Here is a 12,762-nt window from a genome sequence, read left to right as displayed (position 1 = left end):
TTTGTATGTTGCTTACATTAGCGAACCGGGAGGAGGTAATGGGGGGAGTTTCCCTTGGGGCTTTTGCATCCATGCCAGCATAATGTAGTTGAGTTGTTTTCCTTCCTCTATGGGTTTAAAATGAATTTGTTCTTTCAGTTTTACTTCGATTTCCCTATATACATGTAGTGGCACTTTGGCGTATGGCTCAAAGGTGAAAAAATTGAAATTCACTTCCATTACTTCTCCCGTATTTGGACTGAGCAACATGGTTATCATAAGTTCCGTTTTCCCAATTTCATCTGCCATGGCTTTGGTGAATGCTTGGTCTACTATGAAATCTGCTTGCTGACTCATGAATCTGTCATATTCAATTACATTGCTACTCCAGCTGCCAATATATGTCTTCCCCGTGTCTTTATACACAATCTTTTCGTATGTCAGTTTGTTTTCTTTGTTATAAAGAGTCACAAACTGGCTACCGTCATCTACGTCGCATTGGTACGTATAACCATCTACCTCGAAAGTGGTGGTCTTTTTATAAATGACTGTTCCTTCAAGTGATTCTTCTGTTCTGATAGGTTTGTCCTGTGCTACACAAGGGTAGATGTATCCTATAAGCAGTGTAATAAGCAATAGTCTTTTCATTCGTCACAATTTTTAGTTGTTAATTTTATGTTGGGAAAAATATTGGTGATATCCGAATACTCTTTAAATGGATAATTGTCGTATCCTTCCTGACGGAAAGCATTAACGACATTATTAGATATATAGGTTTCAAAGATATCCAAGAATGAAGTTGTAACATGACCTTGCTGATTTACATATTTAGTCAATGAAGTTGTTGCTCTTAGGCGTTGGCTTTTTGCATATTTATCTTGTTTTTTGTCCGTCCACTCCACGCTCCTCCTCAAGAACAGGTATTGCGCATAGTGCGCTTCTATCTCTCTGTTCATCATAGAACTTTTGAACGATGATATAGGCTCTTGTGTGGTTTGGAAAACATGGAACATTTCATGCAGAAGGTTGTTTGCTTCCAATTCTTCCAATCCGATGTGCAAGGTATGCTCTTCCCAATTGTAGGAATACCCTTTGCCGAAATCGAATTCCAGATTGATTTTGTTGTTTTTGACTTTCTCTTTCAGTTGGCTGTATAGGTCTCCTCCCAAACAGTCTTCCATGATTCGGGCTGTCATGTTTTCGGTGATTACCCATAAAAGCGAGTCTTGGTCGGCTTCTTTCTTGAATATATTTCCTGCCGGAGTACCCGGTGAAGAGCCGGAACCTCCAGAACTTCCTCCTCCAATCCACACATCGCCACTTCCTCCTCCACCACTGTTCCAGTTGCTATTATTTATAAAGGCATCATCCACCCAATAGGAATGACTAACGCAGTTGGTATAGCTGTATTCCAGCTGGTCTTTAGGTCCGGTATATACATCCCAGCATTGGGTGACGGTTATTACCGAACGGGTCTGGGCATGAGGCTTGAATGTGAGTCCTTGCGCATTCTCTTCGCCAAATACTAGATAGCTTAACAAGTCGAATATGAACACTTGGTCGCTTTCTCTTATGAGTTCGTCATCACGCTTCAATGGAAAAAACTTCATCCATCCGTCTTTGATGTGCAACAGCCAGATGGCATCGATGCAGTGTGGCTTGTCAAGGCGGTAGAGGGGAACGAAGATACAGGTCTCTTCTCCAGTCAATTTATAGGTGAAGTTCCAGAGAGGAATGCCGTATTTCAACAGGAAAGAAGCGGTGAAATGCTTTTCTTCTTCCACTCTGCGTAGTGCGGAAATCACGGCTTTTAGGGTAGAGTCGGTGTAGGCAAAGAAGTTTTCCGGCTTGAATAACGCTTGCCGGGTCAACGGGACATCGTTTGCCGGGAATCGGGGTTGATAGAAGGATTCTTCTGTTTCGCAAGAGGCGAGTATTCCTAAAAGAATGCACAAGGCAAGGCAGATGTTTTGCCATTTCTGCTTAGGAGGGGTTGGAGAGTGCTGTCTGCTTCCTTTTGTATTCATAGCGCGAATGCTTAAGGTATAAAGGATAGACAAATAAAGCAAAAAAAAAGCAGAAATGAAAGGAAAAGCGGGAGAATTTTGTTAATCCGGAAGCTGTTCTACCACAGATTGCATGGATTTTCAGGCCATGTAATCTGTGGTGAACACCCTTTTGTAAGGGTGTCTATGGCTGGTATTTTCGTGCTTCTGCAAATTCCTTTGAAACGGAGTTGTTGAAACTCTTGCATACCTCGGCGGCAAACTCAATGCCGTATTGGATAACTTGGTCCCAAGTAGCCTCGTCCATGGTATCGAGGTCCTCGTAGCGTACATTATATTTCAGCAGCCCGAAGATGATGCCTGCGTTGAAGTTGTCTCCTGCACCGATGGTGCTGACCGCCTCCAGTGGGGGGATGGAATATTCCTTGGAAATCGTGCCGGTGCGCAATGAAACCTGCTCCGCGCCGGCTGTGCAGAGGAAGTTGCGGCAGTAGAACTTTACTTTGTCTTTGTATATCTTGTCGGCCTCCTGCAGGCCCCACATATAGAAGAAATCCTCTTGCGAGCCGCGTACAATGTTGGCGTATTCCAGATTCTCGATGATGGTGGGAGCCAGCTTGATGGCCTCCTCTTTATGGGACGAACGGAAATTGGGATCGTAGTAGATGATGGCATGCATGTCGTGTGCGCGTTCCAGTAGCTCCACCACTTTGTCGCGCAGTACCGGATTCAGGGCATAGTACGACCCTATGATTACGATGTCGTCTTCCTGAATCTGCGGATATTCCACGTCCAGGCGCTGCTTGGGATAATCTTTGTAGAAGATGTATTCCGCATCGCTCCGGTTGTTCAGGAAAGCGAGTGATACGGGGGACTTCCCGTCGGGGAACACATTGACATGGTCTGTGGGAATATTGTTCTCGCGCATGAAGTTGAGGATGATATTGCCCACGTGGTCGTTGCCCGTTTCACTGATAAAGCAGATGGGAACACCGATACGTCCCAGTGAAACGATGCCGTTGAATACCGAACCGCCCGGAACGGCTGCTGTGGGCTGTCCGCCACGGAATATGATGTCCAGTATGGTTTCTCCGATGCCTATTACTTTACGCATAGCGATCTTGATTTTTCTCCGAGGTAACCACCGTGATGGCGCTTGGAGTAGTCTTCAATGGTGAATCCTGTTTCTTTCATGGTCTGTACCACCAGGATGTCGCCGATGACGGTCATGGCGGTGGTCGAAGTCGTAGGCGTCATGCCCAGTACACATACTTCTTGCGGTTTCCCGGTGCTGAGGCATACATTGGATTCGTGTGCCAGGGGGCTGTCGGGGTTTCCGGTGATGACGATGAACTTCAGTCCCGGGTTCAGGTTATGTGCCAGCTGTGTCAGCTCCACGATTTCGCGAGTTTTGCCCGAATTGGAGATAAGTAGCAACAAGTCGTTCTCCTGAAGGATGCCGAGGTCACCATGCTGTGCTTCGCTGGGGTGCAGGAAAACGGAAGGAATGCCGGTGGAGCAGAAGGTAGTGGCGATGTTCATGGCTATCTGTCCGGCCTTGCCCATACCCGAAGTTACCAGTTTCCCTTTTTTGCGGTGCACTTGTTCTACGATGAGTTCTACAGCTCTTTCATAAGCGTCCGTCACTGGAATGTTCAGTACGGCCTGTGCCTCTTTCTGCAAAAGCTCTTGAATGGATGCAATCATATACCTATAATGTGTTAATGTGATTAATGTGCTAATGTGCTAATTGGCTGCGCTGTGATGCCGCATGGTCATTGGCACATTGGCACATTAGCACATTTGTACATTGCAAATATCTGCAATTTTCTATAAACGGCAATAAGTTTTATTGTATTTTTGTCGCCTCAAATAGTTTGAAACGTCAGAATGAAGAAGTTAAAAGAGAATTTACCGTCGGCTTTCAACCGATATATCCTGCCCAACGGCTTGCGCATCATTCATGAACCCTCGGCCTCCAAAGTGGCTTATTGTGGTTTTGCCGTAGATGCGGGTACGCGCGACGAGCTTGAAAACGAGCAGGGTATGGCGCATTTTGTGGAGCACCTCATATTCAAAGGTACCGCCAAGCGCAAGGCATGGCACATCCTGAACCGCATGGAGAATGTGGGCGGTGACCTCAACGCCTACACCAACAAGGAAGAGACGATGATTTACTCTGCTTTCTTGACCGAGCATTTCGGCCGTGCCTTCGAACTTCTGACGGATATTGTATTCCACTCCACCTTTCCGCAACGCGAGATAGAGAAGGAGACAGAGGTGATTATCGACGAGATACAATCCTACGAAGACAACCCTTCCGAGCTCATCTTCGATGATTTCGAGGACTTGATATTCAGAGGGCATCCCCTGGGACGCAACATTCTGGGCAATCCCGGGCAGCTGAAGCTGTTCCGCAGTGAGGATGCCGCTGCATTCACTTCCCGTTTCTACCATCCCGGCAATATGGTCTTTTTTGTTCTGGGCAATCTGGACTTCAGGCAGGTGGTGCGCTGGGCGGAAAAGCTCCTCGCGGATTTACCTGCCGTGGCAGTGGACAACCGCCGTACTCCGCCGCCCCTCTATGTGCCCGAGCATCTTGTAGTGCATAAGGATACCCATCAGGCACACGTCATGATTGGCAGCCGGGGATATAATGCGTACGATGACAAGCGCACCGCACTTTACCTGCTGAACAATATCCTGGGTGGCCCGGGCATGAACAGCCGCCTGAACGTTTCTCTCCGCGAGCGTCGCGGACTGGTCTATAACGTGGAATCCAACCTGACCTCCTATACCGATACGGGCACCTTCTGCATCTACTTCGGTTGCGACCCTGCAGATTTGGACTACTGCACCCGCCTGGTATATAAGGAATTGAAACGCCTGCGTGATGCCCGGATGACTTCCTCGCAGCTTGCGGCCGCCAAGAAGCAGCTTATCGGGCAAATCGGTGTAGCTTCGGACAACAATGAGAACAATGCGCTGGGCATGGGCAAGACTTTCCTGCATTATGATAAATGCGAAACTTCCGAAGCCGTGTTCCATCGCATTGAACAGCTCACTTCGGAAGTGCTGTTAGAGGTGGCGAACGAGATGTTTGCCGAGGACTATCTTTCGACGCTCATTTATCGGTGATTGATTCTTGCTTTGCATCCAGCCGTTGCATGCTGAATTGGCATCCGCAATACTGCTGGTTATAGAAATCGTACTCTTTCAGCAGTTGGTTGCGCCGGTCTTGAAGTCCGCCTTTCCGCCAATTCTGTTCCCAGAAGAGGGTGCCCGGATAGAGCGCGGCGGCACGGCGTCCGGCTTCATTGATTTGTTCCAGGCTTTTCCAGCGCGAAGAGGCGAGGGTAGTGGTGAATACGGAGAAACCGTGTTCGGAGGCGTAGCGGGCTGTCTCTGTCAGGCGCAGGGTGAAGCACTTCAGGCAACGGCTGCCGCGTTCCGGTTCGTGCTCCAGGCCTTGCATGGTGTGCAGCCAGTGTGCATAATCGTAGTCTGCATCGATGAAATCGATGTTTTTGGAGGTTACGAAACGGATAGCCTCGTTTTTCCTTATCTCATATTCCGCCTGCGGATAGATGTTGGGATTGCAGTAGAATACGGTGGGGCGTATGCCGTTCTCCAGCATGCACTCGATGATGGCAGAGGAGCAAGGTGCGCAGCACGAATGCAGCAGCACCTTGCGGTCACCGTTGGGTGTTTGGACTTTCAACATTATACTTTCAGTTTAATCTTGCCTTTCACCAGCAGGCCGGTCAGCCCCACAATGACAAGCGAGAAGACGAGGGACTTGAGCAGCCCCGGTACACCGCTTCCCAATGCTTCGGGATAGTGCAGATGCAGCAGTTGCTGGACAGCATACCAGATGTAAGGGATAATATAGCAGGTCAGCGTTGCCGTGCCTGCGGGTTTGATAATATCGAACCAGTTGGTCTTGCCTTTCACGTCCGTCAGCCAGTAGAAGAAGCCGAACAAGGGGAAGAACATGGCGAGGCAGTAGAACAGCCATGTCGGTGTGGCTTGTATTTTGGATATAATCCAGAACGGGTGTGAGACGAGGGCAAGGACAAGCATTCCTATGCCGAGGGCACAGAGCATGCCGATGAACCGTCCCGGCCGTTCCCGGTCGGCATAGCGCTGCATGAGCAGGGAGGTCAGTACGCCGGACATACCAAGGGCATGCAGCGTCCAGTCGCTCGGGATAAAGGGAAGCAGGACAATCCGGCTGCCGTACTCTCCCGGTATCAAGTCGGAATGGCTGACTACGGCAAGCAATACGACCACGAACCAGGCAATGGCATTCTTCCGCAGGTTCTCCCGAGTGAATAGATAGATGCCTGCACATACCGCATACGTCCAGCCGATAAGTCCGAGGATGCCCCACCAGCTTATCTGGAACGGTTTCCCGTTCATGTCCTTGTAGATGACGAGGAAGGCAAGCAGAAGCACGCCTGCTGTTTTCATTGCGGTGAAAAGGACCTTTTTCGTTCCTACCGCTTTGGGATATACCCCCCAGGTGAGGAAGAAACCGATGACCATCAGGATGGAGAACCATTGGTGCGATAGACCGCCTTCGATGCCTCCGCTGTTCAGTGAAAACAGTCCCATGGCAATCAGCGCCACTGTCCGCCAGAAGATATGGGCCACGACTTGCAGGGTATTGTCTCCTTTTTTGTACCGGTTTTGTATGGCAAAGGATACGGACATGCCCATACAGAAAAGGAAAGCGGGGAAGATGGTGTCGGAGAATCCCATCATGTCTTCGTCCATCCTGGCATGCATCAGCCAGTGGGGGACGTTTTTCAGTCCGGGAATGTCGTTGACAAAGAGCATGAGGAACATGGTGAGTGCGCGGAATACGTCTACCGCGGCAATCCGTTGGGGTGTTAAGCTTTTCATGATAGATAATTTGTTTGGGGGTTTAGAACGCAAATATAGGAAACTATTCTTTCTGATGCTACTGCTTTGCAGGATTTCTTGCTATATTTGCATGAACTTTATGGTCATGGAAAGGAGATTGTTCACTTTTTGTTTTCTTGCCGTCGTGGTATGGCAAAGTGTGGTTTTTGCTGCCGGCACGCCCTCTTTTACTGCGCTGACATCCTCTTTGGATGAGGCTATCGAGGCGCACCGGCACTATGTCGCCGTGCGTGAAGGACGCATTGCCCGGCTGAAGCGCCAAGTGCTGGATACCGATACCGCCAATATTTCTTTTTTTCGATGGAATGGGGAAATCTATAAGGAGTACAAGGCATATATCTGCGATTCGGCCATCCATTATCTTCGTGTCAATCTGGATTGGGCAGAGCGCTATGGCCGGCAGGATGCAGCACTCGAAACAAGGCTGGAGCTTGCCCACCTGATGGCTTCGGCAGGCATGTACGAGGAAGCTGCCGAACTCTTGAGGCAGACGGACAAAGCCTCCCTTCCCTCCCATCTGCTGCCGGACTATTACAATGCCTGTCATAAACTTTACACAGAACTGAGTTTCTATACGCTGGACGATTCTTTCAAGAAGCATTATCAGGCTTTGGCTACCCATTATGACGATTCTTTGATGCAGGTACTTCTGCCTTCATCCCCCCTCTACCTGGAACGAAGAGAGACGCGGGAGGCCGCTGCAGGCCATCCGGACGAAGCCTTGAGCATCAATGATACGCGTCTGGCACATGCCAAGCCCAATACTCCCGAATATGCGCTGGTGACCTATCAGCGCTCATTGCTCTACCGCCGGCTCGGGAACCGGGAGGAGGAGAAGCGCTATCTGGCTTTGTCTGCACTGACCGATATTCGCCTGAGCATCACAGACCATGCCTCACTCTGGAACCTGGCGGAACTTCTTTATGAGGAAGGGGATATGGAGCATGCCTACCGTTACATCCGTTTCTCGTGGGACGAAACCAACCGATACAACGCCCGTAGCCGCAGCCTCCAGACTGCCGGCATCCTTTCACTGATAGACCTCACTTATCAGGCCATGCGTGAGAAGCAGAATGACCGGCTCCGGCTGTACCTCTGGCTCATCAGCGCTTTGATTGTGCTGTTGGTGGTGGCAGTGGGCTTTATCTACCGGCAGATGCAGCGACTCTCTGCCGCACGGAACAAGCTGGAGCATGCCAACGAGCAACTGCAACTCTCAAACAACATCAAGGAGGAGTATGTGGGCCGTTTCATGAATCTCTGCTCCGTTTATATCAACCGGCTGGATACCTACCGGCGGATGGTCAACAAGAAAATCTCTGCCGGGCAGATGGAAGAGCTGCTGAAGATGGTGCGTTCCCGCGAGGTGCTGGACACCGGACTGAAGGAACTCTATGATAACTTTGATACTGCCTTCTTGCACCTTTTCCCCGATTTTGTCGATAAATTCAATGACTTGCTGCAGCCCGAAGAACGCATCGTGCTCCGTAAAGGCGAGTTGCTGAATACGGAACTCCGCATTTTCGCCTTGATTCGTCTGGGCATCGACGACAGTTCGCAGATTGCAGAATTCCTCCGTTATTCCGTAAACACCATCTATAATTACCGTGCCAAAGTGAAGAACAAGGCTCGCATTTCGCGCGAGGACTTTGAAATACGGCTGATGCAGATACGCTGACAATACGTCAAACCGGCTTTTTGAATCCACTTTCTGCCTTTCTCTTCTTTTGCTTATATTTCTGATTATTAGTTGTTTGTTTGTTCATGCTTCTTCACTCCTTCCACCTATTCCCGATTCGCCGGTACGAGGTGTTCTTATCTTTCCTAACTTTGGGGAAGCAAAAGCGAATATCGCAACTGATACTATAACCAAAATTATTGCCATGAAACATTTATTAGCGACAAGCATTTCCATCGCCTTGCTGTCTTTGGGCCTTGCGGGATGCGGTGAGAAACAAGCGACAAAAGAAGTAACTTCGGATGCATTCGTAACCATTCAGGGTCAGGACTTGATAAAGCCCGACGGTACCAAACTCTTCATCATGGGTACCAACCTGGGTAACTGGCTGAATCCGGAAGGATACATGTTCAAGTTCAACAAGACCAATTCCGCTCGTTTCATCAATGAGATGTTCTGCCAGCTGGTGGGACCGGACTTTACGGCCGACTTCTGGAAAGCATTCAAGGACAATTATGTAACGCGCGAGGACATCCGCTTCATCAAGGAGCAGGGTGCCAACACCATCCGCCTGCCTTTCCATTACAAACTGTTTACGGACGAGGACTATATGGGGCTGACTGCCGCCCAGGACGGATTTGCCCGCGTGGACAGCCTGGTAGAGTGGTGCCGCGAATCGGACTTGTACCTCATCCTCGACATGCACGACGCTCCCGGCGGACAGACGGGCGACAATATCGACGACAGCTACGGCTATCCCTGGCTGTTCGACAGCGAAGTCAGCCAGCAACTCTACTGTGACATCTGGCGCCGGATAGCCGACCGCTACAAGAACGAACCGGTCATCCTCGGTTACGAACTCTTCAACGAGCCCATTGCCCCTTACTTCGAGAATATGGAGGAACTCAACGGCAAGCTGGAAGATGTATATAAGAAAGGTGTAGCCGCCATCCGCGAGGTGGACAACAACCACATCATCCTGCTGGGCGGTTCGCAATGGAACGGTAATTTCAAGCCTTTCAAGGACTCCAAGTTCGACGACAAGATAATGTACACCTGCCACCGCTACGGAGGCGAACCTACCCAAGCTGCCATCCAGACGATTATCAACTTCCGCGACAGTGTGAACCTGCCCATGTACATGGGTGAGATAGGCCACAATACGGACGAATGGCAGGCCGCTTTCTGCCAGACGATGCGCGAGAACAACATCGGCTATACCTTCTGGCCCTACAAGAAGATGGACGGTTCTTCTTTCGTCGGCATCACTCCGCCGGAGAACTGGGCAAACATCGTGTATTTCTCCGAAGCACCGCGTGCCACGTACAAGGAAATCCGTGAGGCACGTCCCGCGCAGGCCATGTCCCGCAAGGCGATGATGGACTTTATCGAGGCATGCAAACTGAAGAATTGTGTGGTTCAGGAGGGTTATATCCGGTCATTGGGAATGAAGTAGCGGGTGCTGCCTCGCTACAAACAGTACGTATCAAGTCCCAGAGGATGAGATGCCGGGACTTAGCATGAAAGAGGTAGGGACTGAGCTGTACACACCATAGGACTGAGCACCCAAAACATCCGGATGTTTTAGGGCAAAACATGGGGATGTATTGGGATAAAACATCCGGGTGTTTTGGGGTAAAACATGGGGATGTTTTGGACAACAACATCCGGATGTTATGGGTACTCACTATACGGGTGTAAGGACTTCAGTTCCTATGTAGGTAGGGCTAAGTCATATTCCCTTGTATGTTGGAGATTATCAATGGTACGGACTGATTATGATTGCTTACTTATATAACAACTTAATTATACAACAATGAAAAAAGTATTATTCGGTTTGGTTCTGGCCGCTGTCGCGCTGCCTCTTTCGGCCCAGCAGAAGCCCGTCTATCTGGACGCAAGCAAACCTATTGAAGAAAGAGTGGAAGACGCCTTGAGCCGTCTGACCCTGGAAGAGAAAGTGAAGTTGACTCATGCGCAAAGCAAGTTCAGCAGTGCGGGTGTGCCCCGTCTGGGCATTCCCGATGTATGGACGGACGACGGCCCCCACGGCATACGTCCCGATGTGTTGTGGGACGAGTGGGAACAAGCCGGATGCACCAACGACTCCTGCGTGGCTTTCCCTGCCCTGACCTGTCTGGCGGCAACCTGGAACCCCGAAATGTCTCTCCTTTACGGACAGAGCATCGGTGAAGAGGCGCGCTACCGCAACAAGTCCGTCCTGCTGGGCCCCGGTGTCAATATCTACCGCACACCGCTCAACGGACGCAACTTCGAGTATATGGGTGAGGACCCTTATCTGGCCGGAAAGATGGTGTCGCCCTATATCCGGGGCGTGCAGCAGAACGGCGTGGCTGCCTGCGTGAAACACTTCGCCTTGAACAACCACGAAGTGAACCGCCACACCACCAACGTCATCGTGGACGACCGTGCTCTTTATGAAATCTATCTGCCTGCTTTCAAGATGGCCGTGCAGGAAGGCGGAGCGTGGAGCATCATGGGTGCCTACAACCTATACAAAGGCCAACATCTTTGTCACAACCAATACACATTGAACGATATATTGAAGGGCGAATGGGGATTCGACGGCGTAGTCATTTCCGACTGGGGCGGCACGCACGATACCCGGCAAGCCATCACCAACGGGCTGGATATGGAATTCGGCAGTTGGACCAACGGGCTCTCGAACGGTGCCAGCAACGCATACGATAACTATTATCTGGCAAATCCCTATCTGAACCTCATCCGCGAAGGTAAGGTAGGTACCACGGAACTGGACGACAAGGTACGCCGCATTCTGCGCCTTATCTTCCGTACGGTGATGAACCCCGATCGTCCGTGGGGAAGCATGCTCTCTCCGGAACATTACGAGGCTGCCCGCCGCATCGGTGAGGAGGGCATCGTACTGTTGCAGAACAAGGGCAATGTGCTCCCGATAGACCTGAACCGGGCTAAAAAGATTCTTGTAGTGGGCGAGAATGCCATCAAGATGATGACCGTAGGCGGTGGTAGTTCTTCCCTGAAGGTACAGCGCGAACTCTCTCCGTTGGACGGCATCAAGCAGCGTGTGGCCGGCAAGGCCGAGGTGGTCTATGCCCGTGGCTACGTGGGCGATGCAAGCGGTGAATACAACGGGGTGGTGACCGGACAGAACCTGAAGGATGACCGTACTCCCGAAGAGCTGATAGCCGAAGCCGTGAAAGAGGCCCGGGATGCCGATTATGTCATCTTCATCGGCGGCCTGAACAAGAGCAACGGGCAGGACTGCGAGGACTCCGACCGTAAGGGGCTGGGCTTGTCCTACGGTCAGGATGCCGTTATCTCCGCACTGGCCGAGGCGAACAAGAATCTGATTGTCGTCAACATCTCCGGCAACGCCATTGCCATGCCGTGGGTGAACGAGGTGCCTGCCATCGTGCAGGACTGGTATCTGGGTTCCGAAGCCGGCAGTTCCCTTGCCGCCATCCTCATGGGTGATGTCAATCCCAGCGGCAAGCTTCCGTTCACCTTCCCCGTGAAGCTGGAGGACTGCCCGGCCCACAGCCTGGGCGAATATACCGGCAAGCGGAGCAAGGACATCATCGACATCAAGTACAATGAAAGCATCTTCGTGGGCTACCGCTGGGCCGATAAGCAGAAGAAGGTGAAACCGTTGTTCCCCTTCGGCCACGGTTTGAGCTATACCACTTTCGAATATGGCAAGCCGACGGCCGACAGCAAGACCATGCAGGCCGACGGTACGCTGACCGTGAAGGTTTCTGTAAAGAATACCGGAGCGCGCGAAGGGCAGGAAGTTGTCCAACTGTACATCAGTGACAAGAAGTCCTCTCTGCCTCGTCCCGTCAAGGAACTGAAAGGTTTCCAAAAGGTGAAACTGGCTCCGGGCGAAACAAAGGAAGTCACATTTACCATTGATAAGGAGGCTCTTAGCTTCTTCGATGACACCCAGCACGCTTGGGTGGCCGAGCCGGGCAAGTTCGAGGCTGTCATAGCAGCTTCGGCAGCCGATGTGAAGGGAACGGTTCCTTTTGAATTGAAATGATGTAGGAAAATAAAGTTTCCTTTTAGGTTATTATCAAAGATAGTGTAGATGGAGGGTGTGGCCGTGAGGTTGCACCCTTTCTTTGTACTCTTTACAAGCCAATATGTTTTCTTATATTTCTGAGTTTC

Annotated in this window: 10 protein-coding genes; 4 read left to right on the top strand and 6 right to left on the bottom strand. The window is 50.6% G+C overall.

The features are described from left to right. Positions 1-12: 12 nt before the first annotated feature. The 4 genes from DW096_RS08325 to DW096_RS08310 form a co-directional block, all read right to left on the bottom strand. A complete protein-coding gene (locus DW096_RS08325) occupies positions 13-627 on the bottom strand; it encodes a DUF5043 domain-containing protein (protein WP_005826095.1) in 615 nt (204 codons plus the stop codon). Next, positions 624-2,006, bottom strand: a complete 1,383-nt coding sequence (locus DW096_RS08320; protein WP_005826092.1) for a hypothetical protein — start codon at positions 2,004-2,006, stop codon at positions 624-626. The genes DW096_RS08325 and DW096_RS08320 overlap by 4 nt, the downstream gene beginning before the upstream one ends. Positions 2,007-2,169: 163 nt before the next feature. Beyond that, complete coding sequence (locus DW096_RS08315) at positions 2,170-3,099, bottom strand: carbohydrate kinase (RefSeq protein ID WP_034525479.1); 930 nt, start codon at positions 3,097-3,099, stop codon at positions 2,170-2,172. Next, complete coding sequence (locus tag DW096_RS08310) at positions 3,087-3,692, bottom strand: SIS domain-containing protein (RefSeq protein WP_005826081.1); 606 nt, start codon at positions 3,690-3,692, stop codon at positions 3,087-3,089. Before DW096_RS08310 ends, DW096_RS08315 begins: the two co-directional genes overlap by 13 nt. A gap of 183 nt (positions 3,693-3,875) precedes the next feature. Between DW096_RS08310 and DW096_RS08305 the strand changes: the two genes are divergently transcribed. Next, positions 3,876-5,123, top strand: a complete 1,248-nt coding sequence (locus DW096_RS08305; RefSeq protein WP_005826079.1) for a pitrilysin family protein — start codon at positions 3,876-3,878, stop codon at positions 5,121-5,123. On the opposite strand, the gene DW096_RS08300 is transcribed toward DW096_RS08305, so the two are convergent. Together DW096_RS08300 and DW096_RS08295 are read right to left on the bottom strand one after the other, a co-directional pair. Further along, the gene (locus DW096_RS08300) at positions 5,110-5,709 is read right to left on the bottom strand and encodes an epoxyqueuosine reductase QueH (RefSeq protein WP_005826077.1); all 600 of its coding nucleotides are present in this window, start codon (positions 5,707-5,709) and stop codon (positions 5,110-5,112) included. The two genes, DW096_RS08305 and DW096_RS08300, sit on opposite strands and share 14 nt — an antisense overlap. Next, positions 5,709-6,893 carry a DUF5009 domain-containing protein gene (locus DW096_RS08295; RefSeq protein ID WP_034525478.1) on the bottom strand — a complete coding sequence of 395 codons (1,185 nt, stop codon included), beginning with the start codon at positions 6,891-6,893 and terminating at the stop codon, positions 5,709-5,711. Before DW096_RS08295 ends, DW096_RS08300 begins: the two co-directional genes overlap by 1 nt. 106 nt (positions 6,894-6,999) lie before the next feature. On the opposite strand from DW096_RS08295, the gene DW096_RS08290 reads away from it, so the two are divergent. The 3 genes from DW096_RS08290 (at position 7,000) to DW096_RS08280 (ending at position 12,634) form a co-directional block, all read left to right on the top strand. After that, the gene (locus tag DW096_RS08290; protein WP_034525487.1) at positions 7,000-8,592 is read left to right on the top strand and encodes a DUF6377 domain-containing protein; all 1,593 of its coding nucleotides are present in this window, start codon (positions 7,000-7,002) and stop codon (positions 8,590-8,592) included. 205 nt (positions 8,593-8,797) lie between these two features. Then, positions 8,798-10,048, top strand: coding sequence for a glycoside hydrolase family 5 protein (locus DW096_RS08285; protein WP_118931074.1), 1,251 nt, complete (start codon positions 8,798-8,800; stop codon positions 10,046-10,048). Positions 10,049-10,408: 360 nt separating this feature from the next. Then, on the top strand, positions 10,409-12,634 hold the full coding sequence (locus DW096_RS08280) for a glycoside hydrolase family 3 C-terminal domain-containing protein (protein WP_009037433.1): 2,226 nt from the start codon (positions 10,409-10,411) through the stop codon (positions 12,632-12,634). The last annotated feature ends 128 nt before the right edge of the window (positions 12,635-12,762 follow it).

The sequence above is a fragment of the Bacteroides sp. AM07-18 genome, assembly GCF_003602695.1.
GTDB lineage: Bacteria > Bacteroidota > Bacteroidia > Bacteroidales > Bacteroidaceae > Bacteroides > Bacteroides uniformis.
Note: the sequence above shows the minus strand (reverse complement) of the source record. Positions and strands in the feature narration are given on the sequence as shown.

What these genes read in the sequence shown, in the direction of transcription:
- DW096_RS08325 (WP_005826095.1), bottom strand. Translation starts at nt 627, where the DNA reads ATGAAAAGACTATTGCTTATTACACTGCTTATAGGATACATCTACCCT.
- DW096_RS08320 (WP_005826092.1), bottom strand. Translation starts at nt 2,006, where the DNA reads ATGAATACAAAAGGAAGCAGACAGCACTCTCCAACCCCTCCTAAGCAG.
- DW096_RS08315 (WP_034525479.1), bottom strand. Translation starts at nt 3,099, where the DNA reads ATGCGTAAAGTAATAGGCATCGGAGAAACCATACTGGACATCATATTC.
- DW096_RS08310 (WP_005826081.1), bottom strand. Translation starts at nt 3,692, where the DNA reads ATGATTGCATCCATTCAAGAGCTTTTGCAGAAAGAGGCACAGGCCGTA.
- DW096_RS08305 (WP_005826079.1), top strand. Translation starts at nt 3,876, where the DNA reads ATGAAGAAGTTAAAAGAGAATTTACCGTCGGCTTTCAACCGATATATC.
- DW096_RS08300 (WP_005826077.1), bottom strand. Translation starts at nt 5,709, where the DNA reads ATGTTGAAAGTCCAAACACCCAACGGTGACCGCAAGGTGCTGCTGCAT.
- DW096_RS08295 (WP_034525478.1), bottom strand. Translation starts at nt 6,893, where the DNA reads ATGAAAAGCTTAACACCCCAACGGATTGCCGCGGTAGACGTATTCCGC.
- DW096_RS08290 (WP_034525487.1), top strand. Translation starts at nt 7,000, where the DNA reads ATGGAAAGGAGATTGTTCACTTTTTGTTTTCTTGCCGTCGTGGTATGG.
- DW096_RS08285 (WP_118931074.1), top strand. Translation starts at nt 8,798, where the DNA reads ATGAAACATTTATTAGCGACAAGCATTTCCATCGCCTTGCTGTCTTTG.
- DW096_RS08280 (WP_009037433.1), top strand. Translation starts at nt 10,409, where the DNA reads ATGAAAAAAGTATTATTCGGTTTGGTTCTGGCCGCTGTCGCGCTGCCT.